The sequence below is a fragment of the Serratia sp. X10 genome (assembly GCF_017811775.1).
GTDB lineage: Bacteria > Pseudomonadota > Gammaproteobacteria > Enterobacterales > Enterobacteriaceae > Serratia > Serratia ureilytica.
The window spans coordinates 133,306-159,177 of the sequence record NZ_JAEIOH010000003.1; the positions used below are offsets into that span (position 1 = coordinate 133,306).

A 25,872-nucleotide genomic window follows, 5' to 3' on the forward strand; every position below is an offset into this window, starting at 1 on the left:
AAGTCACTGTGACCTGAATGTCGTTTTTGCGGGAGAACTAAAACCATGGATCGCGTCAATATCATTCACGATTTACTAGACTGGATTGAAACTCATCTGGATCAGCCGCTGCTGCTGGACAACGTCGCCGCCAAGTCGGGCTACTCCAAATGGCACCTGCAGCGCATGTTCCGCAGCACCACCGGCCACGCGCTCGGCAGCTATATCCGCGAGCGGCGCCTGTCGCAGGCGGCGCAGGCGCTGCGCTCCACCCCACGCCCGATCCTGGATATCGCCCTGCAATACCATTTCGACTCTCAGCCTTCGTTCTCGCGTGCCTTCAAGAAACAGTTCGGCAAGACCCCGGCGGTGTATCGCCGCACCACCCGCTGGGACGTCGCCGAATGGCCGGCGCAGCCGCAGGCTGAGCAACACCGCGACGCCCCCGCCTTACCGCGCTGGTTTGCCGGCAAACTGCCGGAAGGCGTATGCACCAGCTGGATGGGGCTGCGTTAATCAGTGCGGTATAAGGCACAAAAAAGGGTTCAGTTCGCGAGAACTGAACCCTTTCTTTATTGACGAGACACCGAATTATTTGAAGGTGACGTCGACGTTGGCAGTGGCGTTGAACACCCCGGTCTTCGGCGTATTGGTCAACCACTTCAGGTTCGCGATAAAGGTCTCTTTCACTTCGTTCTGCTTATCCTGCAGCACACCGCCGAAATCCACGTTGGTTTGCAGTGGGATCGGTTTTTTACTGGTGTCGCGCTGCTGCGTCAGGAAGATCGCCACGCCCGGTTGGGTGGTTGGCAGGATCTGCGTGTTGTCTGACGGATCGGCGTTGGTGCTGCTGAAACTGGCCTGCAGAGATTGGCCGGCACATTCGCCGCCGCTCAAGGTAGCCTTGATATCAAACGGCACCTGCTTGGCGATAGTACCGATTTTGGCGCTGGAGCTGGTTAGCACGCCGAAATCGACGCTGGCGCCGTTGTTGGCCAACACGGTGATCTGCGGGTTGCACTGGATCACGCGGATCTTGTCCAGCCCCTTGATGTAGGCGTTAAAGTTACTGTCTTTGGTAGCGTTCAGACCCTTCACGCCATCGATTTGGAACAGCGATGCGCGTGCCAGCGGCGGGAAGTTACCCGCCGGCGGTTTCACCCCGGTGGCTTTGATATACACCGAATAGGTGGCAGTCACCGCCTGCGGCGCCGCCGGGTTTCTACCGTTGGTACGTATTGTGCCTGGCCCCAAATCCGGGCCGGTCGGGCTGTTGGAGCTCTGCTTAAGGTTGATCGCATCATAATCAACACCGTTGATCGACACACCGATAGCCAATGATTTATCTAACGCGCCGAACGAGTTCTGCGGGTTCCAGTAAATATAAGCGTGTTCCCCCTGTGGGAATTTATCGGTATCCCAGCACGTAAAGGTGGAGGTAAAGTTCTGCGAACGCCAAATCAGGTTGCCCGCCACAAAGTCGCTGGCGGCCAGCACGATTGGACGGCCGACGTCGATATCCTGCGTCACGCTGCCGGTTGGTCTGCTACTGCCGGTCGAGTTGCCGAAGCGGCATTGCATCGCCGCCGCCTGTTGCGCCATCGCCAACCCCGCCAGCCCCACCACCGACAGAAGTGTGTTACGTGCTAATTTGCTCAAGTTCATGGTGTACCTTACAGTTTTTGGCATTGCAGGGTCAGTTCCTGATATCCCATGGCCGCTTGTTTGTCGCCCACGTCCGCCGGAATCGGCAGTACGCATTGCTGATCGGCTTTCGGGCCCCATTTGATCGTCAGTTTTTCACCCGCTTTCACGCCGGAAACATAGGTTGCGCCCTCCAGGCCCACGGTGCCGCTGTTGCGGCCGGACTCGTTGAACACGCCGGCGCCGATGGCCGGATAACCGTTATCACCCAGACGAGCGTGAATCAGCAGGCTGACGCCCTTGAAGGTATCGAAGCTCACCTTCACCACCGATTTCTCGGTCGGCACCACTTGCTTACTGGCCACCGGCACATCCAGGCCCGGGCCAAAATCTTCGGTGCGCAGCGCCACATAGTTGTAGCGGTACGGGTTGGCCGACGGCACCACCGCATAACCGAAGCGATCGATGGTCACGCCCGGCTGGTTTTCCAGACGCACGCCTTTGGCGTCTTTCGCTTCCACCAGCAAGATAGTGTTCTGCAACGGCTGAGTCAGAGTCGCGCCGCCGGAGTGCACCAGCAGACCACCGGAGAGGCCCAGCCCTTCCTGGCGGTATTTCGAACTGTAGGCATAGCTACCGTCGATGTTACCGATGCTGCTGCTGTAGCCCAGGTTCAGGTTGCTGCTCTGACCGGAGGACTGCGTATGCCCGGTGGAAACCGAGTAGTTCATGCGACGGTCATCCAGCATGGTGCCGCTGATGCCGGTCGAGTAGCTGTCGCCGCTCTGTTTGCTGTGCGCCGCGCTGAAGTTGGCGGTGGTCGAGTTGTTGCTCTGGCCCCAATCCAACGGGATCGACATCGTGAAGTTCACGCTGCGATCGGAATAGCCGTACTGGCCGCGCGTATCCTGCAGATACACGCCGTAGGAAATACGTTTGAAGCCGTCGTTGTAACCCAGTTGAATCGTGCGATCGTTACCGGACACGCCCCAGTAGTTCTGGTGGCTGACGTTGGCGTACAGGCTCGCGCCCGCCCACAGCTGCTGGCTGAGCGACAGCTCGACGCGTTCGCGCTTGTTGCCGTAGCGCGCGGTGTATCGGGTGCGTTTCTGGTTGTTGCTCCAGGAAGGCTGGCCCGGCTGCAGATCGTTCGGATCCCAGTAATCATTGGCATAAATGCCGTTGCGCCAGCTGTTGCGTTCCTGGACCGCATCGCTGAGATCATAGTAACCGGACGTCGCATAGCGATAGCCCGCCAACTGGAAGTTGGTGCCCATCTGGTTGAGCGACTTGGAGTACAGGAAACGGAAGCTCTGTCCCTGTTTGCGATCGCCGTTCGCCAGCTCGGTATCGGAGATCGAACCGTCTACGGAGATGGCGCCCCATGAGCCCAGACTCTTACCGATACCCACGGCAGCGGAACGGTAGTGCTCGGCGATGATGGCGCCACCGAACGGCGTCAGGCCATAGTTCATGCCGTATGCCGCCGTGCCCTGAATCAGCTTCGGCTGATAGCCGCCGTTACCGTTGTGGTATTTACCGGCGGTCAGCTGGAAGTTCCAAATACCTTCGCGCAGCATGTTGGCCACGGAGGAGTAGGCAACGCTGAACGTTTTATGCGAACCGTCGGCCTCGTTCACGGTCACCTGCAGGTCACCGTTATTGGTATGCGGATAGACGTCGTGGATCTCGAACGGACCCGGCGCGACGTTGGTGCTATAGATGACGTAACCGTTCTGGCGGATCTCGACGCGGGCGTTGGTCGCCGCCACGCCGCGCACTACCGGCGCATAACCGCGCAGGCTGTCCGGCAGCATGTCGTCAACGCTAGAGAGTTGTACCCCGCGGAACTGGAAGCTGTTGAACACGCTGTTGTTGGTGCTCGCCTGCCCCATCACCAAACGGCTGCGCCATGGCACGATGTCGGTCTCGGCCCAGGAAGAGACGTTGGTCCAGTTGCTGCTGCTGCCACTCTGTTTGTCCCAGGTGGAGTTGTTGCGCAGGCGCCATCTGCCCAGGTTGAGGCCACTGTTCAACGCGAGGAACATGTACTCGCTGTCGTCGGCGTCATCTCGGCGATAGCTGTTCTTGTTGTAGTTGAAGTTATAGTTGGCGAACAGCGCGTTGATGCCTTCATCGTACATGCTTGGCGGGATCGCGCCAATGGCGCTCAGATCCATCATGGTCTGCGGTACGGAGATGTTGATCTGCTGCACCGCCGCGTCATAGCTGACGGTGGCGTCTTTAACCAACGCAGGCAGATCAACGCAGCTGCCGGCCTGCAGCGTTTCCGGCAGTTTGATGCCGTAGTTGCGCAGGTCTTCAACTTTCAGGCAAGGTTGAGACGCGGTCTGGCCTTTAACCTGACGAAAAGTAACATCTTTGTGATCGACCTGAGTCAGGTTGACGTAGATGTCGAATGGGTAAACGCCCGGTTGCAAAGCATCGCCCTGAGCGACCGCTTCCGCGTTACTCAGGTTTTCATCGCCGTGAATAAACGACATGTTAAACTCTGCCAGCGCCGTTTCACTCCATAACATTGGCGCGCTGGCGGCAATGATTGCAATACGGATCAGCTGCGTCAGCCGCGTCGTTCCGCCTGCTACTTTTCGTTGATTTGCCATTCCCTGTCTCTCTTATTGTACTGGAACGTCCTTGACTTCCGTTCTACCGCCAAAATCGTTGATATAACTGAAAGCAATCTTGTTGCCGACGCTGACGCCCGCCGGGATGTTGATCGATAAGCGATCTTTCGGGCTCACCATGTTGGCGTCCACATCCACGGTCTTGCCCGCGCTGTTTTTCAAATGCAGCGCCCCAAAGGTAATATGCAGCGGGCCATCGTTAATCACTTGCAGGCGTGAACCTTCACGCTGCCAACGCAAGTTTTGTACTTGCTCGTCCAGCGTCGTTTTCAACGCCACCGGCCGGTAAAAAAGTTTGATTCGGGTACGCACCGCAACCTGCAGCACGTTTTCTTGCTTCGGCGCCGGTGGAATTTCCTGCACGTTAATCCACAGCAGGGTTTCTTTATCCTGAGGTAAGCCATTACCGGAATAGATAAAGCGCAAAACCGCGGTTTTGGCAGCGTCCAATTTCAGAATCGGTGGAACGACAACGACAGGCAGATTTTTCGGCACTTGGTTTCTATCGCCGGTGTCCAGCCAGGTCTGCACCATATAAGCTTCTGAAGCATCGTTATGAATTGGCAGAGAGGCGGATTTGTCATCGCCTTTATAGATCACGCGAGTGGCATCTACCTGGATACCGGCGTAGCTGTTAAAGGTGCCCAGCATCAGCAGAGCAGCAAAGAACTTTTTCATCGGTTTCCTCTATGGGCCATCCTTGGCCGTATGTGTCCTGAAAGACGATTATTTGTATTCGATAGTGAACGGGCTGGTGGCGTTAGCCAGACCTGCAGTTACGTTGCTATCGAATGAACGGTAACGAGCCTGCAGGTTGAAGGTCGCTTTACCGTCAGCAGCGATGGTGACTTTCGCTACATCGTCGTTGATGTTGGAACCGTCGCCGATAGCGAATGGCTTGCCGTTGTTATCGGTGATTTCGATACCCACGCCGGTAGCTGCAGCGCCGGTGCCGCCAACGTTGCTTACGGACAGCAGGTCTGGGTTGCCGGCAACGGTGTTACCGTCGAAGCGCAGGCTGTAATCGCCGGCATCACATTTTTCCAGAGAGATCTGGAAAGCTTTAGAAGCGGATTTAGAACCCACGGTTGGGAAAGCAGAAGTTGGGTAAGTACCCAGGTAAACTTCTTTATTTTGAGTATCGCTAGTTACCTGGCAGGTAGACTGTTTGATTTCACCGGTGAATTTAACAGTGCCGTTTGCTGCCATTGCGTTGGAAGCAGTTGCAGACAATACCAGGGCAGCCAAAGGCAATAATACTTTTTTCATTTCCAGCTCCATAGAACAATAAAATAATCGATTCAGTGGCGGGCTTATATATATATTGCCGCCACTGAGCATACACTCAGCGATAGCACTCCCTTGCTGAAAAGGAGCGTTGCCTCGATGAACTCATTGCCGGACGAAATATAGACTAAGCATATTCTTAATGTTAAATCGTTTAAAACATTCATAAGCCCCCTCTTGATAGGAATAAACTATCGGCGGATACCTATCGATCGATGTTGACGATTCATATGAATAGGAATAATCTGTGTTTGGGAAAGCTGCAGAGTTCAACATTTTGCGTTAAGGCCTGAAAATCAGAATATTATCCCGAATATTTACATTTAGTAACAGATTGCGACGTTTGGACTTTGGCACGAATTCCGCGTTAAATGGTCTGTCGACACGTTTCGGCCATCCTGACGCTTTAAATAAGAAATTTACCAATAAATACGGAGTAACTTTCTTTTTAACCATTTAAAATCAACAAGTTAAATATCAATCCAAGGATTGGGAAATGAGCGGTTCTTTCAGAGAGAAAAATAACGGCATTAATTATGTTTTCCAGCCAATGTTCGCGAAATCGGGACAATTGCTGGCCGTTGAATGCCTGTCTCGCTTTACGTTTAATAGCGAATATGCCCATTTTTCTCCTGAACAGTTCTTTCGCCATGCCGACAGCGCTACCCGGATTGAGATTTTGATGGATCAGATCAATCTGATCGATAAATACAAACACTGGTTTCATGAAAACCAAGTGATAGCCACTTTGAATGTTGACGATTATTCCCTGCAATCGCTGGCGAATACTCACTTTGCCGAAAGAATTAATGCCCTGCGCTGTATTCATTTTGAGATCAGCGAGAATTCAACCCGGCTGGTGAAAGATCGCGTGCACGGCGATCCGTCATTGAATAGTTATTCATTTTGGCTCGATGATTTTGGTTCTGGCTATGCGGGTTTTTCCGCGTTGTACAACAGCCAGTTCCGCTTCGTTAAGCTCGATCGTTTTCTGCTTTGGGACTTTATGAAAAAGTCCGGCGGCGAGGGCTTGATGCGCGCGTTACTGCGCTTCTTTTACCTTAATCATTACAAGGTAATTATCGAAGGAGTTGAAACTCCCGAACACAAGAAATGGCTGGATGAAATGCCATATTACGCACTGCAGGGAAAGCTGTGGAAGGAATCCAGCATCAAGGATTTGAACTCGCTTCTTACAGCTGAATACTTTTAACTCGGTATTGGTGTTTGCCCTATGTCTAAAAACAACGTTCTTGTGATTAGTGAGTGTAAGTACAGCTATGTTGGCCTGTCGGTGCTGCTGAAGAAACACTACGGCGCGTACGATATCCGCCTGTTTTCCGATTTCATGCACGGCGGCGCCAAAGCGGAAAAGATCACCAAGCACGATATCGCACTGATTTTCACCTCGCAAAACCTGGAACAGAGCGTCAACGTGATCGAAAGCCTGGTGTCCCTGCACCAGCAGTACAACAGCAAAACGCGCCTGTTGGTGTTCTATGACGACGAGCGCGTGGTGAAACTGCTGTCGATCCTGGGGATTTCAGTCGAGTTGGTCTCCACCCGCATTCCGCTTTATTCGCTGCAGGAAAAAATCCAGCGGCTGCTGGAAAGCAAAGAGCCGGGCGGTATCCGGGTGCAGAAAACCCGCGAGCTCAGCCCGGCGGAAAGCGACGTGATCTTCAATCTGCTGCGCGGCGACAGCCTGCTGCATATCGCGGAAAAACGCGGCACGCACCCGAAAACCATCTTCTCGCAGAAATACAGCGCGATGAAAAAGCTGCGGCTGCGCAGCATGAGCACCATCTTCGTCGCCGGCAAATAACACGTCCTGGTTTGTTGCGCGGTACGCCGCGCGGCAATCCCCCCTCGCCGAGTTAAATTAATGTAACAACCGGCGACAAAGCAGCAACAGACACACAACATCCTCTCCTGTTGGCTACGATTTGCACACGGATTATCCGTGAGTCATGTCGTGTGGATTAAAAATAAACATCAGGAGATGTTATGAAGTCGTCCTTATTCAGCCGCTATACCTGCTTTGTGCTGAGCATCTTGCTCACCCTGGTTTTCTTGATCATGATGCACAACCATCCGTGGTTCTGGCTGCCGGCCCTGGCTTGCGGTTGCCTGATGGTGTTGGGTATCTACGATCTCACGCAGCAGCGCCACGCCATTTGCCGCAACTACCCGATCATCGGCCGCCTGCGCTTCTTCTTCGAGTTCATCCGCCCGGAACTGCGCCAGTATTTCCTCGAGCAGGATAATGAAGAGATCCCGTTCTCCCGCACCCAGCGCACGCTGGTGTATCGCCGGGCGAAAAACGAGATGGGCGACAAACCGTTCGGCACCCTGCTGGACGTGTATCAAACCGGCTATGAGTGCATCGGCCACTCCATGCGGCCAGTGGAAGCCGCCGATCCCACCAGTTTTCGTATCACCATCGGCGGCGCTGACTGCCGCCAGCCCTACTCCGCGTCAATCTTCAACATTTCGGCGATGAGCTTCGGCGCGCTCTCCGCCAACGCCATTCGTGCACTCAACCTCGGCGCGGCCAAAGGCAATTTCTACCACGACACCGGCGAGGGCAGCATCAGCCGCTATCACCGCGAAAACAACGGTGATTTGGTGTGGGAACTGGGCAGCGGCTATTTCGGCTGCCGCACCGCCGACGGCCATTTCGATCCGCGCCGCTTTGCCGAACAGGCGCAAAGCCCGCAGGTGAAAATGATTGAAATCAAGCTCAGCCAGGGCGCCAAACCGGGCCACGGCGGCATTCTGCCGGCGAAAAAAGTGGATGCGGAAATCGCCGCCACCCGCGGCGTGCCGGAAGGCGTGGATTGCATCTCGCCGGCCTCGCACAGCGCCTTTACCACCCCGCTGGAAATGATGCAGTTCATCCAACAGCTGCGCGAGCTGTCAGGCGGCAAACCGGTCGGTTTCAAGCTGTGCATCGGCCACCCGTGGGAGTTCGTCGCCATCGTCAAGGCGATGCTGCACACCCGCATTCTGCCGGACTTCATCGTGGTGGACGGCAAGGAAGGCGGCACCGGCGCCGCCCCGCTCGAACTCTCCAACTATATGGGCATGCCGCTGCGCGAAGGGCTGCTGTTCGTGCATAACACGCTGGTGGGCTGCGGCCTGCGCGACCAAATCAAGATTGGTGCCAGCGGCAAGATCATCAGCGCCTTTGACATCGCCAGCGTGCTGGTGCTCGGCGCCGACTGGGTGAATTCGGCGCGCGGCTTTATGTTCGCCGTCGGCTGCATCCAGTCGCAAAGCTGCCACACCAACCACTGCCCGACCGGCGTCGCGACGCAAGATCCGCTGCGTCAGAAGGCGTTGGTGGTGCCGAACAAGGCGGAGCGCGTCTATCACTTCCATCAAAATACGATGAAAGCGCTGGCGGATATGCTGGCGGCGGCCGGCGTCAGCCGCCCGGAGCAGCTGACCTCGCACCATATGCTGCGCCGCATCAGGCCGACCGAGATCAAGGTGTACGCCGATATCTATTACTACCTGGAGCCGGGCGCGCTGCTGCAGCCGGAGATCAAAAGCGAGTTCTACGCCCGCATGTGGCGCATGGCGACGCCCAACAGTTTCGATCAGGCGATCTCGCTGCCGGTGGCATGATGGGATAAGGAATAAAAAGAGAGTTGCCCCCTCGCCTTGGGGAAGAGCATATGGAGAGGGGTTGCTTGCTACGGCGGCCCTCCCCCTCAACGGCGAGAGGGCGTGTCGGTTACTGCTTGCGCACCGGCGCATCGCCGGCGACGTAGTAGTCGGCGGTGCTGCGCGGCAGCGGCGCGCGCTGGCGAATGCGGTCGGCGATCTTTTCGGCGATCATGATGGTGGTGGCGTTCAGGTTGCCGGTAATGATCAGCGGCATGATTGACGCATCCACCACCCGCAATCCTTCCATGCCGTGCACCCGGCCCTGGCCGTCGACCACCGCCATCTCGTCTTCGCCCATCTTGCACGAGCAGGACGGGTGGAAGGCGGTTTCGGCGTGCTCGCGCACGAAGGCGTCCAGCTGCTCGTCGGTCTGCACCTCCGGCCCTGGGCTGATCTCGCGGCCGCGGTATTCGTCCAGGGCAGGCTGCGCCATGATTTCGCGCGTGATGCGGATAGCGTCGCGGAACTCCTGCCAATCCTGTTCGGTCGACATGTAGTTGAACAAAATGCTCGGGTGCTGGCGCGGATCCTTCGACTTCACCTGCACCCGGCCGCGGCTCGGCGAGCGCATCGAACCGACGTGGGCCTGGAAGCCATGCTCTTTCACCGCGTTGCTGCCGTTATAGTTAATCGCCACCGGCAGGAAGTGATACTGAATGTTCGGCCAGGCGAACTCTGCGCGGCTGCGGATGAAACCGCCGGCCTCGAACTGGTTGCTGGCGCCGACGCCGGTGCCGTTGAATAGCCATTCCGCGCCGATCTTCGGCTGATTGAACCATTGCAACGCCGGGTACAGCGACACTGGTTTCTTACAGGCGTACTGCAGATACATCTCCAGGTGGTCCTGCAGGTTCTCTCCGACGCCCGGCAGATCGTGCACCACGTTGATGTCCAGACTTTTCAGCAGCGCCGCCGGGCCGACGCCCGAACGCTGCAGAATTTGCGGCGAGGCGATGGCGCCGGCGCACAGCAGCACTTCGCGGCGCGCTTTGGCATGGGTCAGCTGATTGCTGTCGCCCTGCAGATAGTTAACGCCCACTGCACGCTTGCCGTCGAACACGATGTGGTCGGTCAGCGCATGGGTGACGATCGTCAGGTTCGGCCGCGAACGGGCCTGATCCAGATAACCACGGGCGGTGCTGGCGCGGCGCCCTTTCGGCGTCACGGTGCGGTCCATCGGGCCGAACCCTTCCTGCTGATAGCCGTTCAGATCGTCGGTGCGCGGATAGCCCGCCTGCACGCCGGCTTCCACCATGGCGTGGAAAAGTTCGTTGTTACCGGCCTTCGGCGTGGTGACGCTCACCGGGCCATCGCCGCCGTGGTAATCGTTCGGGCCGATATCGCGCGTTTCCGCCTTGCGGAAATACGGCAGACAGTCCAGATAGGTCCAGTCTTCCAGACCCGGCGCCTTGGCCCAGTTGTCGAAGTCCATCGCGTTGCCGCGAATGTAACACATGCCGTTGATCAGGGACGAACCGCCCAGCCCTTTGCCGCGGCCGCATTCCATCCGGCGGTTATTCATGTGCGGCTCAGGATCGGTTTCATACGCCCAGTTATAGCGGCGGCCCTGCAGCGGAAACGCCAGCGCGGCCGGCATCTGGGTACGGAAATCCATCCGGTAATCCGGGCCGCCGGCTTCCAGCAGCAGGACGCTGACGTCGGCGTCCTCGGTCAATCGGGTGGCTAACACGTTGCCGGCTGAACCGGCACCGATAATGATGTAGTCAAATTCCATTCATTATCTCCTTACTTTATAGAGGCCTGGTCAGGCAAAGACGCGAAGCGCGGCTCGGCAACAGGCTGTGTATTTGGGCGCTCTAGAGATTGTCGGCCGCAGCCAACGCGGCTGCGGCTCGAAAGACGACGGGAAGATCAGAATACCGAGGCGTATTCGCCCAGCTCGACCTGCACCGATTTGATCTGGGTGTAGTGTTCCAGCGTCGTCAGGCCGTTCTCGCGGCCAACGCCGGACTGCTTGTAGCCGCCGACCGGCATTTCCGCCGCCGACTCGCCCCAGGTGTTGATCCAGCAAATGCCGGCTTCCAGCTGGTGGATCACGCGGTGCGCGCGGGCCAGATCGTTGGTCACCACGCCCGCGGCCAGGCCGAAGGTGGTGTCGTTGGCGCGGCGCACCACTTCCTCTTCGTTCTGGTAGCTAAGGATGCTCATCACCGGCCCGAAGATCTCCTCGCGCACGATTTCCATATCGTCACGGCAGTCGCTGAACACCGTCGGCGCCACATAAGCGCCCTTGCCGAATTCGCCATGGGTGACGCGTTCGCCGCCGCACAGCAGGCGCGCGCCGCTGTTTTTGCCGCTCTCGATAAAGCGCAGCACCGACTCCATGTGCGCGAAGCTGACCAGCGGCCCGAAGTTGGTTTGCGGATCGGTCGGGTCACCGAGGCGAATGCGCTTCACGCGCTCGAGGATTTTCGCCTCAAACTGCGCCTGCAGCGCCGCCGGCACGAAGACGCGGGTGCCGTTGGTGCACACCTGGCCGGAACTGTAGAAGTTGGCCATCATGGCGATATCGGCGGCGCGATCCAGATCGGCGTCGTCGAAGATAATCAGCGGCGATTTGCCGCCCAACTCCATGGTGACTTCCTTCAGCGTCGAACCCGACGCGTTGGCCATCACCTTCTTGCCGGTTTTCACCCCGCCGGTGAAGGACACTTTGGCGATGCCCGGATGGTCGGTCAGGTACTGCCCCACTTCCGCCCCGCTGCCTGTCACCACGTTGAACACGCCGTCCGGCAGGCCGGCTTCGGTGTAGATTTCCGCCAGCTTCAGCGCCGTCAATGACGTGACTTCACTCGGCTTGAAGATCATCGCGTTGCCCGCCGCCAGCGCCGGCGCGGACTTCCACAGCGCGATTTGAATCGGGTAGTTCCAGGCGCCGATGCCGGCCACCACGCCCAGCGGCTCGCGGCGGGTGTAGACGAACGAGGTATCGCGCAGCGGGATCTGCTCGCCTTCAATGGCCGGGATCAGGCCGGCGTAGTACTCCAGCACGTCAGCGCCGGTGACGATATCCACCGCGGTGGTTTCCGACATCGCTTTGCCGGTATCCAGCGTTTCCAGCGCCGCCAGTTCATCGTTGCGCTCGCGCAGAATATCCACCGCGCGACGCAGGATGCGCGAGCGCGCCATCGCCGTCATCGCCGCCCACACCTTCTGCCCGCTGGCCGCACTGGCCACCGCACGATCGACGTCTTCAGCGCCGGCGGACTGGACTTCAGCCAGAACCTCGCCGTTCGCCGGGTTAATGGCGTTGAAGGTTTTTCCAGCGGTGCTGTCTACATAGGCGCCATGAATATAGAGCTTCTGCAAGCCAAAACGGGACATAGGATCTCCTTGAGTTATCCTCCGGGCGGCGTTTGCCCCCGGAGTTGGAACGTGATGTATTCGGTCGTGAGCGCCAGCGCCTGCGCCTGATTGAACGCGGAGCCGCGCAGCGCGCTGCGCAGCCACAGCCCATCGATCAGCGCCGCCAGCCCCTTGGCCGCCAACCGCGCCTGCGGCTGCGGCATAACGCGGCGAAACTCGGCGCACAGGTTGGAATAGAGCCGACGGCCGTTCACCTGTTGCAAGCGGTTGAGCTGCGGCTGGTACAGACTGCTGGCCCAAAAGGCCAGCCAGGTCTTCATCGCCGCGCTGTTGATCTGGCTGTCGTCGAAGTTGCCGGCGACGATCGCCTGCAGCCGCGCCGCCGGGCTGTTGTCGGTCAGCGCCTGCAGCCGCAGCTTCACCGCCTCGCCCAGATGGCTGATTAGATAGCGCATCGTGGCTTCCAGCAGGCCGTTCTTATCCTTGAAATAATGGCTGATGATGCCGTTGGAAACGCCGGCCCGCCGCGCAATCTGCGCGATGGTGGCGTCATGCATTCCCACTTCGTTTACCGCGGCGAGCGTGGCATCAATCAACTGCTGCCTTCTGATTGGCTGCATTCCTACCTTTGGCATATTTCGACTCTCACAAAACCGACTTCGGCCTTATCTCAGCGGGCAAATTTCACTGCCGTTTCGCCCGTGATTCAGGTCATCATGAGGACTATTAAACTTTTTTTTGATTGAACGTTCAATAAAAATTGCATATATTTTATTGCCGCCTGGTTAAAAAAATGTATTTTCTGGTTGTGGAACTGGCTGATTTTTGTGAGGTAATTAACGAATCTGACCAAAATCAGTGGCTGTAAGCGGTTCCCGCCGCGAAGCGCTCCGGTGCTTCATAAGCAGGCGAAAGCGGCATCGTTCAGGCCATTCCCGTGGGGATGGCCGCCGCCTTCATTCGCCCGTTTTCCGGATGCGCCAACGCGCCCCAGAATGCGGAGCGGCACGATTTTACTCAGTTCAGAGGATGACGATGACAACACGCGAAACCTCCTCCAAACCGCAGCAGGACCGCCTCAACCCTGTGGTTTTCTTCACCTCGGCGGGGCTGATCCTGGCCTTCTCGCTGATGACCATCTTTTTTACCGACTTCTCCGGGCAGTGGATCACCCGCACGCTGAATTGGGTGTCGACCACCTTCGGTTGGTACTACCTGCTGGCGGCGACGCTGTACATCGTGTTCGTGGTGTTTATCGCCGCCTCGCGCTTCGGTTCCATCAAGCTCGGGCCGGAACAGTCCAAACCGGAGTTCAGCCTGATGAGTTGGGCGGCGATGCTGTTCGCCGCCGGCATCGGCATCGATTTGATGTTCTTCTCGGTCGCCGAGCCGGTGACCCAGTACATGATGCCGCCGGAAGGCGACGCGCAAACGCTGGAGGCCGCCCGCCAGGCGATGGTCTGGACACTGTTCCACTACGGCCTGACCGGCTGGTCGATGTACGCGCTGATGGGCATCGCCCTCGGCTACTTCAGCTATCGCTACAATCTGCCGCTGACCATCCGCTCGGCGCTGTACCCGATCTTCGGTAAACGCATCAACGGCCCGATCGGCCACAGCGTGGACATCGCCGCGGTGCTCGGCACCATCTTCGGCATCGCCACCACGCTGGGCATTGGTGTGGTGCAGCTCAACTACGGCCTCAAGGTGCTGTTCGAGATCCCGGAAAACCTGACGGTGCAGGGCTCGCTGATCCTGCTGTCGGTGATCATGGCCACCATCTCGGTCACCTCGGGGGTCAACAAGGGCATCCGCATCCTGTCCGAGCTGAACGTGCTGCTGGCGCTGGGCCTGATCCTGTTCGTGCTGTTCTTCGGCGACACCGAGTTCCTGCTCAACGCGCTGGTGCTTAACGTCGGCGATTACGTCAACCGCTTTATGGGCATGACGCTCAACAGCTTCGCGTTCGATCGGCCGGTGGAGTGGATGAACAACTGGACGCTGTTCTTCTGGGCCTGGTGGGTGGCGTGGTCGCCGTTCGTCGGTCTGTTCCTGGCGCGCATCTCGCGCGGGCGCACCATTCGCCAGTTCGTGGTCGGCACGCTGATCATTCCGTTCGTGTTCACCCTGCTGTGGCTGTCTATCTTCGGCAACAGCGCGCTGTATCAGATCATTCACGGCAACGCGGAATTCGCGCAGGAAGTGATGCAGTTCCCGGAGCGCGGCTTCTACAGCCTGCTGGCGCAATACCCCGGCTTCACCTTCAGCGCCTCGGTGGCCACCATCACCGGCCTGCTGTTCTACGTCACCTCGGCGGACTCCGGCTCGCTGGTGCTGGGTAACTTCACCTCGCGCCTGGCCGACATCAATAATGATGCGCCGAACTGGCTGCGGATTTTCTGGTCGGTGGCCATCGGCCTGCTGACCATCGGCATGCTGATGACCGACGGCGTGCCGGCGTTGCAGAAAACCACGGTGATCATGGGCCTGCCGTTCAGCTTCGTGATCTTCTTCGTGATGGCCGGGCTGTACAAATCGCTGCGGGTGGAGGACTACCGCAAGGCCAGCGCGCTCAGCACCCTGGCGCCGGTGCCAGTCTCCAGCCACGACGTGCTCAACTGGAAACAGCGTCTGTCGCGGGTGATGAACTACCCGGGCACGCAGTACACGCAGAAAATGTTGGATAAGGTTTGCCGCCCGGCGATGCAGGACGTGGCGCGCGAGCTGGAGTTGCGCGGCGCGAAGGTGGAGTTCAGCGAAGTGCCGCCGACCGAGGACGAACGCCTGAACCACCTGGAGCTGCTGGTGCACCTGGGCGAGGAACAGAACTTCATCTATCAGATCTGGCCGATGCGCTACTCGGTGCCGGGCTTCACCTACCGCGCCCGCTCCGGCAAGTCGCACTACTACCGGCTGGAAACCTTCCTGATGGAAGGCACCCAGGGCAACGACCTGATGGACTACAGCAAGGAACAGGTGATTGGCGATATTCTCGACCAGTACGAGAAGCACCTGAACTTCCTGCACATTCATCGCGAAGCGCCGGGGGGCACCCTGACCTTCCCGGATATGTGACGGCCGAGAAATAACCAGAGGGCGTAGCCAGGCTACGCCCTTTTTTATGCCTGCTCGGCCGGCAAATCGGCCTTCAGCAGCACCAGGGAGCCGGCCAGCAACACCAGATCCTTGATTAAAAAGCTGGTGGCGCCGGCCATGGCGGGAAAACCGCCGGCGGATGGCTCCCAGGCGCCCGGCGTGGAAAAGATCAGCGTCAACGTGGTCAGGTAGGTCACCGTCGATCCGATCGCCCCCAGCAAACCCAGACGCCGCGACCAGAACCCCGCCAGCAGCAGCAAACCGAAGCTCCATTCGGCGACGCCCAATGCATAACTGGCGCCGCGAATGCCGAACGCCTGATGCATCCAGCTCAGCAGCGGGCTGTTGCCGATCAGCGGCACCAGCCCCTGCGCCTCGTAATCAAACCATTTGGCGTAACCGAAGGCGGCAAAGATCACCACCAGCGCCGCGCGCATAAAGATAACGTCCCCGTTCGAGCGCCGAAAGCGCCGCAGCCATGTCGCCAACATCATCCTCTCTCCTTATGTTGCCCGCAGCCGCCGCGGTTTGCCGCTTGCGGCCGCGGGGTGAGGCGGCTTAGTGCCCCATCGCGTCCTTTTTCATCTCGTCTTTCTTCATGCCGTCTTTGGCCATACTGTCTTTCGCCATGCCATCCTTTTTCATGGCGTCTTTGCCCATTTTGTCTTTCTTCATGCAGTCCTTGCCCATGCACTCTTTTTTCATGCCGTCTTTCGCCATGCCGTCGTGCGACATCTGGCTCATGCCGTCCTTTTTCATCGCGTCTTTGCCCATGCCGTCCGCGGCGTTGGCGCCGGCTACGCCCAGCATCAGCGCGCTGCACATCATCATTGCGAATAACTTTTTCATGGTATTTCCTTCCGTCATGTCAAAGGCACCGGAGTGCCGGAGAATGGTCGGCGGCCGCCTCAGCTGCCGCCAAACCAGTTGTAACCCTGGTCTTCCCAGTAACCGCCCGGGAAGCGGTTGGTGACCTCGATCACCTGAATGTGCTTCGGATTCTTGTAGCCCAGCTTGGTCGGCATGCGCAGCTTCATCGGATAGCCGTACTTGCGCGGCAAGATCTGGCCGTCGTAGGTCAGCGCGATAATCGTCTGCGGATGCAGCGCGGTGGCCATGTCGATACTGGTGTAGTAGTCGTCGGCGCATTTGAAGCTGACGTAGCGGGCGCTCAGATCCGCGCCGATTACCTTTAGAAAGTTGGCAAACGGCACGCCGCCCCACTTGCCGATGGCGCTCCAACCCTCGACGCAAATATGACGCGTCACCTGGCTAACCTGCGCCATCCGATGCAGCTGCGGCAGGCTCCAGGCGCGCTTGTCCTGCACCAACCCCGCCACTTCCAGCCGATAGTCGTCGCCGTTGATGTCGGGCGCCTCCTCCTCGGCGTAAAAGGCGTTGAACGGGAATGGCCGGGTGATCATCGACTCCGGGTAGACCGGTGCCAGGCGATCGCCGTTGAACAGCCAGCCCTGCACCCGATCGTTGAGGCGCGAAATGCGGCTCAGCGCCTGCTCGACGTTGGCGTTGCCGCTGAGATCGCAGCCGGTAAGCATAGCGATACCGCCCAGCGTCAGGCCGTTGCGCAGAAAGCGGCGGCGGGACGACGCGGTCAACAAGCGCTGCGCTTCTTTGACGATCGCCTGCCCTTCAACGATCGTCATGATCGGTTTATCCTTTTTCATCGTGAACTCCTTAACGTCCGCGCAGCATGGCCAGCAGCGTGCGGGGCACCAGCGCCACCATCACCAAATGGATCGCGACGAAGGCCACCAGCGCCGACATGGCGAAAAAGTGGATATAGCGCGCCGCCTCATAGCCGCCGAGCAGCGTGCGCAGCAGCGGAAACTGCACCGATTTCCACAGCACCAGTCCGGACAGCGCGCTTATCACGCCGAGGAGCATCACCGACAGATAGGCCACGCGCTGCACCATGTTGTAGTGGCGCAGGTCGGCGTGCTGCAGCCTGCCGCGCAGCGCCGCGCCGACATCGGCGAGAAACTGCTTCGGGCTGAGCGGCCAATATTTGCGTTTGAAGCGCCCGCTGGCGAGGTTCAACAGCAGGTAACACAGCCCGTTGACGCCAAACAGCCACATGCCGGCGAAGTGCCACTGCAGCGCGCCGCCCAGCCAGCCGCCGAGCGTCAGCTCGTTGAAGAAGCTGAAGTTGAACAGCGGCGAAGCGTTGTAGATACGCCAGCCGCTGGTCACCATGATCAGCATCGCCAGCGCATTCAGCCAATGCGTTAACCGCAGCCACAGCGGATGTACGGTCTGTCGTTGTTCCGGGGTGAGAGTGAGGCTCATAACGATTCCTGCCAGCTAACGATGCGATGAACCGAGTATTCCCCGGATTTGTTCCCCAAGACCTCACGCAAAGTTAAATAAAATGTGATAACTCCGCCGGTGGCGGTTGTGTAGACTTCAGAGAGAATCGGGCTAATCAGCGGTAATGAGAATGGACAAGCCAAAACGAATTTTGATCGTCGAGGACGACGGCGACATCGCCGAGCTGCTGCAGTTGCATCTGCGTGACGAGGGTTACGCCATCAGCCACGCCGCCGACGGCAATCAGGGCATGGCGATGCTGGAACAGGGCGGCTGGGACGCCTTGATCCTCGATCTGATGCTGCCGGGCGTAGACGGATTGGAGATTTGCCGCCGGGCGCGCACCATGACGCGCTACACGCCGATCATCATCACCAGCGCGCGCTCCAGCGAGGTGCACCGCGTGCTGGGGCTGGAGCTGGGCGCCGACGACTATCTGGCCAAACCCTTTTCCATGCTGGAGCTGGTGGCGCGGGTCAAGGCGCTGTTTCGCCGCCAGGAGGCGATGAGCCGCAACCTGCGCATGGACGCCGGCGCGCTCAGCTTCAACGATCTGACCATCGATCCCATCGCCCGCGAAGTGCGCCTGCACCAACAGCCGATCGAGCTGACGCCGCGCGAATTCGACCTGCTGTACTTTTTCGCCCGCCACCCGGGCCAGGTGTTCTCGCGCCTCAGCCTGTTGAATCAGGTCTGGGGCTATCAGCACGAGGGGTATGAGCACACCGTCAACACCCATATCAACCGGCTGCGCATCAAGATCGAGCGCAACCCGGCGGAACCCGAGCGCATCCTCACGGTGTGGGGCATGGGCTATAAATTCGCGGCCGCGCCGCAAGAGTGAGCCATGAAAAACCTTACGTTAGCGCAACGCCTCACGATTATCTTCGCGCTGCTGATCGTCATCGGCTGCGCCTTTTCCGGCTGGATGCAGGTGCGCAGCAATACCCAGTACAGCCAGGCGGTGATCCAGCGCCTGTCCGGCAACCTGGCGCAGCATATCGCCGACAGCAATCCGCTGCTGGGGGTGAACGGGCCGGATCCGCAGGCGGTGCATACCCTGTTCGACCAGCTGATGGCGGTGAACCCCAGCGTTGAGGTTTATCTGCTCGACAAACAGGGCGCAATCATTGGCAACGCCGCGCCGGCCGGGCATCTGAAGCGGCAGCGGGTCGCGCTGGCGCCGCTGCAGGCGCTGCTCGATGGCGCGCAGATGCCGGTGTACGGCGACGATCCGCGCAGCGCGGACGGGCGCAAGGTGTTCAGCGTTGCGCCGCTGAAGGTCGACGGCCGGGTCGAGGGCTATCTGTATGTGGTCTTGCTCGGTGAAGAGTACACGGCGCTGGCCAGCAACGCCCAGTTCAACTCGGCGGTCAGCATGGCGCTGTGGACCTCCGGGATGATGGTGCTGTTCAGCCTGCTGGCCGGCGGTTTCGCGTTCTACTGGGTCACTCGCCCCATCCGGCGCCTGACCCGTCAGGTCAATGCGCTGGACAGCGGCGGCATTGAGGCGGTGCAGGCCTACGCGGCGCTACCGGCGGTGCCGGCCGGGCGCGACGAGGTGAGCCAGCTGCAACAGGCCTTCCACCGCATGGCGCAGCGCCTCGCCGAACAGTGGCAAACGCTGGCGCAGCAGGATCGGCTGCGGCGCGAATTCATCGCCAACGTCTCGCACGATCTGCGCACCCCGCTCACCTCGCTGCACGGCTATCTGGAAACGCTGTCGGTCAAGGCCGCCACCCTGAGCGACACCGATCGGCGGCGCTATCTGGAGATCGCGCTGGCGCAGAGCCGCAAGGTGGGCAAGCTGGCGCAGGAGCTGTTCGAGCTGGCGCGGCTGGAATATGGCGTGGTGAAACCACAAAAAGAGCCCTTCTCCCTCAGCGAACTGCTGCAGGACGTGTTCCAGAAGTTCGAGCTGGCGGCGGAGGCGCGCAACCAGCGGCTGCACGCCGACATCGCCCCCGGCGTGCCGCCGGTGTTCGCCGATCTCAGCATGATTGAGCGGGTGCTGACCAATCTGCTGGACAACGCCATTCGCCATACGCCGCCCGGCGGCGACATCGGCGTGCGGCTGTGGCGGCAGGAAGACCAGGTGATGGTGCAGGTCAGCGACAGCGGCCCCGGCATTCCGCAGACGCTGCGCGCCGATCTGTTCGTGCGGCCGTCTGTCCTGAGCGGCGCTCGACGCCCCGCCGGCGGGCTGGGGTTAATGATCGTGCGGCGCATTCTGCAGCTGCACGACAGCGACATTCAGCTGATCGAACAACCGCAAAGCGGCGCCTGCTTCCGCTTTGCCATTCCGCCGCGTTAATCGAGGCAGCTGCGATCGACGCTGATAAATTTGTCGTTATAGATAATGAATTTTTGCCCCTTAAGCCGAATGCCGGCGTGAGTCAGCGTATCACCGGGGCGCAGGTACTCGGTAACGCCCTCTTCATCCGTGCTGTTGCAGCCCGGCTTGAGCAAGAACTTGAAGTAGGTATTGCCGGTGTTGGTGAGCGTTCCCCGTTGTGCATCGAGCCGATAGGCAAAGTTTACCTGGCGTGGACGCACCACCAATATGGTGTCCATCACCACAATCGGCTCCAGATTGACGCCGGCGCCCTGACGCAGCCCCGGCTCGAACAATCGGGTCGGCACTTCGCGAAATGACACCCGGTAATAACGCTCACGATTATCCTGCGGCCCATGATAGAAAAATTTGTAGTACTCCGCCTGCCCGGCCTGCAGCATCAACTGGCGCGGTGCGAACAGCAGTTCGCCATCCGCCGGCCGGCTGCGCACCTCACGCTCTCCCGGCCGATCGATGGCGCGAATGCTCACCTGATACAGACGCGCACTGCGGTTGTTATTCAACACCCGCTTGGCGGTGAGTGCGCTGTCCTGATCCATGGCAAACGTCAGGGTGCCGACATTGATCGCGGCGGCTGTCAACGTGAAGGACAAACATAGCAACCCCATCAGCACACGTTTCACGGCCGTTCCTCAATTGATGTTGCGCCAGGTGGCTTCGACATGAATTTCACCGGCGGCGCTGACGTCGCCATACCAACCGTTGCCGTCGACGGTTCTCAGCGATATCGGGTTATTCATCGGAATGCTAAAGGTCACGCGGGTCTTGTTCAGGACACCCACTTCGCCGGAGATATCATTCCACGGGGTGCTGCTCCAAAGCGCGTTCGTCATGTCGTGCCACTGTCCGTCACAGCCGGCGGCGAAGCTCTGCTGACCGTTGGTGCTGGTGGTGATGCTGAGGATGGCGGGGAACGGCACCTGGGTACTGTTATCCGCAGAGGAAAAGAGACAGTAGTTCACCCCGTTGATCGCCCGGGTGGGCCCGGTCGCCATCACCCTCACCTCATCAGCGGCGGTTTTACCGCTGGTGGTCACGATGTAGCCGAACTCCAGCGCCGGCTCTGTCGGGCCGACATACCCTTCACGGTGCGGGCTGTTGTCGTAATCATCGGAAATAATGCTGATGCTGAAATCGCGCGGCTTGATAATCAGCTGGTTTGAGGTGGAAAATTCATACCATCCCGACTCCGGCGAAGTGGTGTTCTGAAAACGGAAATTGATCAGATCACGGGTGCCGCTGTCGGAAATCCCCAGCGCAACCATCTGCTTGAAGAAGTTACTGGAGAAGAACACATAGACGGCATTGCTGCTCTTCAGCTCGTTAAAGGTATAGTAGCTGCCGGTGCCCGACGTGTTTTTCCAGGTATTGCCGTTCAGACTGAACTGCAGATCGGCGGCATTCACCGCTGAAGACAGCGCCGCATGGTTAATCGCCGGGAAAATATGAATCGAAGTATTGCTGACGCTGCCGTCGGTCTGCAAATCGTAGCTGACCATCTTGCACATGATGCCTGAGCGGGCGCCGATAGTTTGGTTTTTGCAATCGGCATTGCCCTCGCCGATGATCGGCACCCCATCGCTGTTGACGAACACCTCCGATACGGCATTGGTATTGATAAAACGCAGGTGCGCCGCCTTGCTGTGCGTGACGGTGCGCTTGTACCAACTGCCGCTGGCCTGATCCCGACAGCGGCCACCGGCTGAAGCGTCATAAGCTACCGACGTTTGGCAGCCGTTGATCTGCATGCTGAAAGCTTCGCCCGTCGCCATCTGCTTCAGATACTGATAGAAACTCGGCGACATCATGCCGTGCATCCATTTTGCGCCGCCGGGCGTGACCACGGCGCCGTAAAATCCCTTCTCGTCGGTGGTCTGCGGCAGAATCAGACTGGTGTCCATATTACACCCGGCATACCAGTTGATGCAGCGCAAGCCAAGAAATGGGTTCTTTATCGGCGCATTTTCCACCCACATGTCATAGCGCCAGTTGGCATTCAACCCCGTGTTGTAGCCATTATCCACGTACCCCAGGCTTTGCTGATAGATAGTGCCGGAACCGCCGTATTTCAGCCCGGTCCACTTATTGGCACCGGTCATACGCGGATCCAGGCCGCCGGCTGGCGTGACGAAAAAGTTGTCGTCGGCGTTGTTTTCCACGAAGACAAATTTCATTACCGCCGCATCCGGCCAGTTGGTCTGGCTGACCGCAGCCTGCAGCGCAGGGGCCATCAGCGCCAGCAATAACAACAGCGCAACGTTAGCTCTCATGGTCAAACTCCCCGGATGAAACAGTGCCCGCATAGGTTTTCAGCCCGGTGCAGATCACATCACCGACCCACACTGCGCCTTGCGCCTTGCTCAGATCCAAATCCACTTCGCATGTCTGATTGCCGCTGTGGGTAAAATCGATAACCGGGAATTTCTTGTCGACGTCCATGATAAATTCGCCTTTCTCATCGGTGCGGGTGCGGCCGATATGGTTCTTGATATAGGCGTTGGCCAGCAGCGTGCCGTCCTCCGCCTTGATGCGGCCGAATACCGTCACCATCTGTTTGATCTCCGGCGAGATCACCGCCACGTTGCCCGGATACAAGGTGAGCTTGCTCTTGCGTTTGGTCACGATGTCGAAGCTCTCCGCCGAATTTTTGTTGTTCATCAGCTCAACGTCGTACTGGCCGTAAGGCGACAACGGCAGGTAGTTCTTATTGCCGCTCAGTTTCACCATCCGGCCGTCAACCCGCGCGGTCAGCAGACCGTCATTTTCGATGCCGGTGTTGAAGATGATCCCGGCGTTGCCTTCGTTGCGGCCGCTGATGGCGATATCACGCCCTTGCCAGCCTACGCTGCCGCTCGCGGTCAGGCTGCTGTTGACGTAGCCGTCGGCGGAGCTGCTGACATTGAGCGTGCCGGCGGAATATTTGGTGTCGAAGCGCGCATAGCCGCCACCGTTGAAGCGGTTGTCGCCACGGGTATCACCGGCGATTGCCCGCGACAGGTTGGCGCCCAATGTGCGGATTGGGCCATCCTTGATATCTTTGCGCGCCGCCAGGTTGGCGGTGGTGTAGCCGTTTTGGTTGGAAACGCCTGCGCTGAGCCAATTGCCCATCGGCAGTGAAAAATCGAGCGCGATATACTTGCCGGTATTGGCGCTGCTGCTGCCGTTGTTATAGCGTTGCACGCCCGCACGTACGCCCAGCGTGCCGAAACGGCCGGTAAAGATGTTCTGGTAATAATCGGCATTGTAATAGTGACTGTCGTTCTTTTTATCGTCGTTATAGCTGACGCTCAGAGTGCCCAGCGGGGACCACAGCGCGCCCAGATTAAGGCTGCCGCCAACGGCGCGGTTATAGGCATCATTCTGCAACAGGCGCTCGCCAATCTGCGTTTTCTCCTGATTGACCCACAGACTGCTGAAGCCGCCGGGCAACGCGGCGCTAACGCTGTTGATCAAGCTCCAGGAACGATCGGAGGCCGCCATATTTTGCAGGTTGAACTGAATCGACTCGGTCACAGGCAGACTGAGGCGGCTCTCACCGACCGCATTGCCGTCAAACGTATAGCCGGACAGCGCCCAATTGAGCGTTTGCAGATTGCCGGTAGCCGAAGCGCCAAGCAAATAAGAATCCTTTGCCGGACGGTGGCGCTCTCGCTCGCCGCGCCAGTCGTCCATGCGCAGCATCCCGCCCCAGAATTGCCAGGCCAGCGGCGCATTGGCGCCGCGATTGGGGCTGAACAGTTTATTCACTCGCTGCATGCGTTTATCCACGACTTTGCCGTTGACCACGACCTCCACCTCTACGTCATACATGCCGTAGGGCAGACTGGTGGTGTCCACTTCATGGTTGCCCATCGCGAAATTTTGTACGCTGAGCAGACGCCCATCACGCGACAGGTGCACCTCACCGGCCGAGGGAAAAAACACCACGATCGGCGTCAGTGCTTGGGTATTATCGAACACCGTCGAATTGGCGCGGTTGCCGTATGACAGACCGTAAATCTTGCTCGAGTTGATGGTCGTGACCGGCCCCAGTGACTGCAGGTTCCAGCTGTCCAGCATGCCGGCGGCGAAACGACGGCCGGCGAAATCGCGTTCGTACATCGCTTTGTACAGCGTGGCGTTCTCATCGCCGCTGCCGATACCGTAGACTGAACCGTTCAACTCCACGTGGTGTTCACGCAACGCCGTGACGCTGTTGAGCGATAAATAACTGGAGGTATTGCCTTCGCTGGCGCGGGTTCGGTTGTCGTAGACCCCCAGGTTATAATCCAGCGTGCTGCTTACGGCATCCACGCTAGACGCGCCGATATCGCTGGAGCGGCTGCGCAGTACCGTTCCCAAGGCGGATTCCTTCACCACCAACTGCAGGTTGAGCTGCCTGAAATCCAACGCCAGCCAGGCGTCGTCCGCTAACCGGATTTGCTGCCGACGATCGAATTGAGCATCCTGTAAAGCTTGCAACTGGCCGGCAATCGCCGCCGTCAACCGAGCGCCGTCATCGTTATCTTCCAGCGTCACCCGACGAATCTTTAGCCTGTCCCGATCCAAATAGAGAAAGGCATGGCCGATGCGGCTGTCATCTTTGACGCCATCGCTCTTTTCATAATGCAACAACAGCGGAATACTCATCCCCTCACGCAACGCCAGGCTAAAGGTTTGCGGGATCAGCACGCCGTTAATCTGCGTCAAACCGGCCGCCACCGCCATACGGCCGGGCAACAGCGTCGGAAGCGCCAGCGCACCGGCAGCCAAAAGCGTTTTCAACAGCACAGCGTTCACTTGCCACTCCTTGCGTGATTGTTTTGCTTCCATCGTGGATAACGCGCGCATTACTTCACCGGGATAAACTGTTCGCCGTGCCACAGCGCGACACGCCCTTTTTTATCGTTGACGTCAACCTTGCTGAAGGCGCGATCCTTCCCCGGCATCACGAAATAGTTTTCCTTGCAGTCGCTGCCGTCCTGCTTGTTCCTGCAATTGCCGTAGGCCACCACTTTGAACGTGGCATTGCCGGTGTTTTTGATCCGCCCATTGGCGAACTGATAGGCGAAGCGATCCTGCCGGGGCGCCACCACCAAAATGGTGCCGATGCGCGCCGACGTGGTGGCCACGGCATTGCGCCGAGCCGAATTTTGCCCCGCCTCGCTCAGCGCCTGATCAAACCAAACGATGCGGTAGTAGCGCTCCTGAGCGTCATTCGGCCCTTTGTAGTAAAAGCGGATCACATCGCTGGCGTTGGCCGGCAAGATCAGGCTGGCGGGCGACAGCAGCATTTCATCCCGGCTGCTCATCGGGATCACCGTACCGGAGGCCAGGGGGCTGGAAATGCGTTCGATGCTGACGTTGACCAGCCGGCCGCTGTCGGTGGTGTTTTTGATTTCCTTACTCAGACGCGCGCTGTCGCCCGGCATGAAGGAGCTGATCTCACCCACATCGAGAGCCAAAGCCGGCTGCAGCAGCATTAACATCAGGGTGACGGCGAGAGAAAAGCGTGTCATTGCGGTATTCCACTGGCGTTGATGGGCGATAAATAGC

Annotated in this window: 22 protein-coding genes; 7 read left to right on the forward strand and 15 right to left on the reverse strand. The window is 58.8% G+C overall.

Annotated elements, in window-relative coordinates; translation table 11 throughout:
• The first annotated feature begins 45 nt into the window (after window positions 1-45).
• Window positions 46-495, forward strand: coding sequence for a helix-turn-helix domain-containing protein (locus tag J9788_RS10930; protein ID WP_046896967.1), 450 nt, complete (start codon window positions 46-48; stop codon window positions 493-495).
• Between the two features lie 75 nt (window positions 496-570).
• Here the strand turns inward: J9788_RS10930 and J9788_RS10935 are convergent, their stop codons facing one another.
• From J9788_RS10935 to J9788_RS10950, 4 genes are read right to left on the reverse strand one after another with little or no spacing between them, the layout of a single operon-like run.
• Window positions 571-1,638 (reverse strand): fimbrial protein, encoded by a 1,068-nt coding sequence (locus tag J9788_RS10935; protein WP_370571162.1) that lies wholly within the window; start codon window positions 1,636-1,638, stop codon window positions 571-573.
• 14 nt (window positions 1,639-1,652) lie between these two features.
• The gene (locus J9788_RS10940) at window positions 1,653-4,247 is read right to left on the reverse strand and encodes a fimbria/pilus outer membrane usher protein (protein WP_043137171.1); all 2,595 of its coding nucleotides are present in this window, start codon (window positions 4,245-4,247) and stop codon (window positions 1,653-1,655) included.
• Window positions 4,248-4,259: 12 nt separating this feature from the next.
• Window positions 4,260-4,946: a molecular chaperone gene (locus J9788_RS10945; protein WP_033650575.1), complete on the reverse strand. Its 687-nt coding sequence runs from the start codon at window positions 4,944-4,946 to the stop codon at window positions 4,260-4,262.
• A gap of 48 nt (window positions 4,947-4,994) precedes the next feature.
• Complete coding sequence (locus tag J9788_RS10950; RefSeq protein WP_033647475.1) at window positions 4,995-5,537, reverse strand: fimbrial protein; 543 nt, start codon at window positions 5,535-5,537, stop codon at window positions 4,995-4,997.
• A 514-nt stretch (window positions 5,538-6,051) separates the two neighbouring features.
• Here J9788_RS10950 and J9788_RS10955 point away from each other — a divergent pair.
• From J9788_RS10955 to J9788_RS10965, 3 genes are all read left to right on the forward strand, one after another.
• Window positions 6,052-6,768 carry an EAL domain-containing protein gene (locus J9788_RS10955; protein WP_016928483.1) on the forward strand — a complete coding sequence of 239 codons (717 nt, stop codon included), beginning with the start codon at window positions 6,052-6,054 and terminating at the stop codon, window positions 6,766-6,768.
• Between the two features lie 21 nt (window positions 6,769-6,789).
• Window positions 6,790-7,380: a LuxR family transcriptional regulator gene (locus J9788_RS10960; RefSeq protein WP_004939094.1), complete on the forward strand. Its 591-nt coding sequence runs from the start codon at window positions 6,790-6,792 to the stop codon at window positions 7,378-7,380.
• A gap of 182 nt (window positions 7,381-7,562) precedes the next feature.
• A complete protein-coding gene (locus tag J9788_RS10965) occupies window positions 7,563-9,188 on the forward strand; it encodes an FMN-binding glutamate synthase family protein (RefSeq protein WP_182264876.1) in 1,626 nt (541 codons plus the stop codon).
• 109 nt (window positions 9,189-9,297) lie between these two features.
• On the opposite strand, the gene betA is transcribed toward J9788_RS10965, so the two are convergent.
• From betA to betI, 3 genes are all read right to left on the reverse strand, one after another.
• A complete protein-coding gene (betA, locus tag J9788_RS10970; RefSeq protein ID WP_046896961.1) occupies window positions 9,298-10,965 on the reverse strand; it encodes a choline dehydrogenase in 1,668 nt (555 codons plus the stop codon).
• Between the two features lie 137 nt (window positions 10,966-11,102).
• Window positions 11,103-12,575 (reverse strand): betaine-aldehyde dehydrogenase, encoded by a 1,473-nt coding sequence (gene betB, locus J9788_RS10975; RefSeq protein ID WP_046896960.1) that lies wholly within the window; start codon window positions 12,573-12,575, stop codon window positions 11,103-11,105.
• 14 nt (window positions 12,576-12,589) lie between these two features.
• Complete coding sequence (betI, locus tag J9788_RS10980; protein WP_033642409.1) at window positions 12,590-13,192, reverse strand: transcriptional regulator BetI; 603 nt, start codon at window positions 13,190-13,192, stop codon at window positions 12,590-12,592.
• A 400-nt stretch (window positions 13,193-13,592) separates the two neighbouring features.
• On the opposite strand from betI, the gene J9788_RS10985 reads away from it, so the two are divergent.
• Entirely contained in the window at window positions 13,593-15,632 is a 2,040-nt protein-coding gene (locus J9788_RS10985) for a choline transporter (RefSeq protein ID WP_004939112.1), read from the forward strand.
• 44 nt (window positions 15,633-15,676) lie between these two features.
• On the opposite strand, the gene J9788_RS10990 is transcribed toward J9788_RS10985, so the two are convergent.
• The 4 genes from J9788_RS10990 to J9788_RS11005 all read right to left on the reverse strand — a co-directional run bounded on the left by J9788_RS10990 (window position 15,677) and on the right by J9788_RS11005 (window position 17,960).
• A complete protein-coding gene (locus tag J9788_RS10990; RefSeq protein WP_004939115.1) occupies window positions 15,677-16,147 on the reverse strand; it encodes a YkgB family protein in 471 nt (156 codons plus the stop codon).
• Window positions 16,148-16,211: 64 nt separating this feature from the next.
• Window positions 16,212-16,502, reverse strand: coding sequence for a pentapeptide MXKDX repeat protein (locus tag J9788_RS10995; protein WP_046896959.1), 291 nt, complete (start codon window positions 16,500-16,502; stop codon window positions 16,212-16,214).
• A gap of 59 nt (window positions 16,503-16,561) precedes the next feature.
• Window positions 16,562-17,338: a molybdopterin-dependent oxidoreductase gene (locus tag J9788_RS11000; RefSeq protein ID WP_046896958.1), complete on the reverse strand. Its 777-nt coding sequence runs from the start codon at window positions 17,336-17,338 to the stop codon at window positions 16,562-16,564.
• 10 nt (window positions 17,339-17,348) lie between these two features.
• Window positions 17,349-17,960: a cytochrome b/b6 domain-containing protein gene (locus J9788_RS11005; RefSeq protein ID WP_046896957.1), complete on the reverse strand. Its 612-nt coding sequence runs from the start codon at window positions 17,958-17,960 to the stop codon at window positions 17,349-17,351.
• 151 nt (window positions 17,961-18,111) lie between these two features.
• Between J9788_RS11005 and J9788_RS11010 the strand changes: the two genes are divergently transcribed.
• Both J9788_RS11010 and J9788_RS11015 read left to right on the forward strand, forming a co-directional pair.
• Window positions 18,112-18,825 carry a response regulator transcription factor gene (locus tag J9788_RS11010; protein ID WP_016928494.1) on the forward strand — a complete coding sequence of 238 codons (714 nt, stop codon included), beginning with the start codon at window positions 18,112-18,114 and terminating at the stop codon, window positions 18,823-18,825.
• A gap of 3 nt (window positions 18,826-18,828) precedes the next feature.
• Window positions 18,829-20,295, forward strand: coding sequence for an ATP-binding protein (locus tag J9788_RS11015; protein WP_046896955.1), 1,467 nt, complete (start codon window positions 18,829-18,831; stop codon window positions 20,293-20,295).
• Here J9788_RS11015 and J9788_RS11020 read toward each other — a convergent pair.
• From J9788_RS11020 to J9788_RS11035, 4 genes are read right to left on the reverse strand one after another with little or no spacing between them, the layout of a single operon-like run.
• Window positions 20,292-20,945 carry a fimbria/pilus periplasmic chaperone gene (locus J9788_RS11020; RefSeq protein WP_182265122.1) on the reverse strand — a complete coding sequence of 218 codons (654 nt, stop codon included), beginning with the start codon at window positions 20,943-20,945 and terminating at the stop codon, window positions 20,292-20,294. The genes J9788_RS11015 and J9788_RS11020 overlap by 4 nt on opposite strands.
• 24 nt (window positions 20,946-20,969) lie before the next feature.
• Entirely contained in the window at window positions 20,970-22,607 is a 1,638-nt protein-coding gene (locus tag J9788_RS11025; RefSeq protein WP_046896953.1) for a hypothetical protein, read from the reverse strand.
• Window positions 22,597-25,116, reverse strand: coding sequence for a CS1-pili formation C-terminal domain-containing protein (locus tag J9788_RS11030; protein WP_046896952.1), 2,520 nt, complete (start codon window positions 25,114-25,116; stop codon window positions 22,597-22,599). The genes J9788_RS11025 and J9788_RS11030 overlap by 11 nt, the downstream gene beginning before the upstream one ends.
• Window positions 25,117-25,166: 50 nt before the next feature.
• Entirely contained in the window at window positions 25,167-25,835 is a 669-nt protein-coding gene (locus J9788_RS11035; RefSeq protein WP_063919028.1) for a hypothetical protein, read from the reverse strand.
• Window positions 25,836-25,872: the final 37 nt, after the last annotated feature.

What these genes read in the sequence shown, in the direction of transcription:
- J9788_RS10930 (WP_046896967.1), top strand. Translation starts at nt 46, where the DNA reads ATGGATCGCGTCAATATCATTCACGATTTACTAGACTGGATTGAAACT.
- J9788_RS10940 (WP_043137171.1), bottom strand. Translation starts at nt 4,247, where the DNA reads ATGGCAAATCAACGAAAAGTAGCAGGCGGAACGACGCGGCTGACGCAG.
- J9788_RS10945 (WP_033650575.1), bottom strand. Translation starts at nt 4,946, where the DNA reads ATGAAAAAGTTCTTTGCTGCTCTGCTGATGCTGGGCACCTTTAACAGC.
- J9788_RS10950 (WP_033647475.1), bottom strand. Translation starts at nt 5,537, where the DNA reads ATGAAAAAAGTATTATTGCCTTTGGCTGCCCTGGTATTGTCTGCAACT.
- J9788_RS10955 (WP_016928483.1), top strand. Translation starts at nt 6,052, where the DNA reads ATGAGCGGTTCTTTCAGAGAGAAAAATAACGGCATTAATTATGTTTTC.
- J9788_RS10960 (WP_004939094.1), top strand. Translation starts at nt 6,790, where the DNA reads ATGTCTAAAAACAACGTTCTTGTGATTAGTGAGTGTAAGTACAGCTAT.
- J9788_RS10965 (WP_182264876.1), top strand. Translation starts at nt 7,563, where the DNA reads ATGAAGTCGTCCTTATTCAGCCGCTATACCTGCTTTGTGCTGAGCATC.
- betA (WP_046896961.1), bottom strand. Translation starts at nt 10,965, where the DNA reads ATGGAATTTGACTACATCATTATCGGTGCCGGTTCAGCCGGCAACGTG.
- betB (WP_046896960.1), bottom strand. Translation starts at nt 12,575, where the DNA reads ATGTCCCGTTTTGGCTTGCAGAAGCTCTATATTCATGGCGCCTATGTA.
- betI (WP_033642409.1), bottom strand. Translation starts at nt 13,192, where the DNA reads ATGCCAAAGGTAGGAATGCAGCCAATCAGAAGGCAGCAGTTGATTGAT.
- J9788_RS10985 (WP_004939112.1), top strand. Translation starts at nt 13,593, where the DNA reads ATGACAACACGCGAAACCTCCTCCAAACCGCAGCAGGACCGCCTCAAC.
- J9788_RS10990 (WP_004939115.1), bottom strand. Translation starts at nt 16,147, where the DNA reads ATGATGTTGGCGACATGGCTGCGGCGCTTTCGGCGCTCGAACGGGGAC.
- J9788_RS10995 (WP_046896959.1), bottom strand. Translation starts at nt 16,502, where the DNA reads ATGAAAAAGTTATTCGCAATGATGATGTGCAGCGCGCTGATGCTGGGC.
- J9788_RS11000 (WP_046896958.1), bottom strand. Translation starts at nt 17,338, where the DNA reads ATGAAAAAGGATAAACCGATCATGACGATCGTTGAAGGGCAGGCGATC.
- J9788_RS11005 (WP_046896957.1), bottom strand. Translation starts at nt 17,960, where the DNA reads ATGAGCCTCACTCTCACCCCGGAACAACGACAGACCGTACATCCGCTG.
- J9788_RS11010 (WP_016928494.1), top strand. Translation starts at nt 18,112, where the DNA reads ATGGACAAGCCAAAACGAATTTTGATCGTCGAGGACGACGGCGACATC.
- J9788_RS11015 (WP_046896955.1), top strand. Translation starts at nt 18,829, where the DNA reads ATGAAAAACCTTACGTTAGCGCAACGCCTCACGATTATCTTCGCGCTG.
- J9788_RS11020 (WP_182265122.1), bottom strand. Translation starts at nt 20,945, where the DNA reads ATGGGGTTGCTATGTTTGTCCTTCACGTTGACAGCCGCCGCGATCAAT.
- J9788_RS11025 (WP_046896953.1), bottom strand. Translation starts at nt 22,607, where the DNA reads ATGAGAGCTAACGTTGCGCTGTTGTTATTGCTGGCGCTGATGGCCCCT.
- J9788_RS11035 (WP_063919028.1), bottom strand. Translation starts at nt 25,835, where the DNA reads ATGACACGCTTTTCTCTCGCCGTCACCCTGATGTTAATGCTGCTGCAG.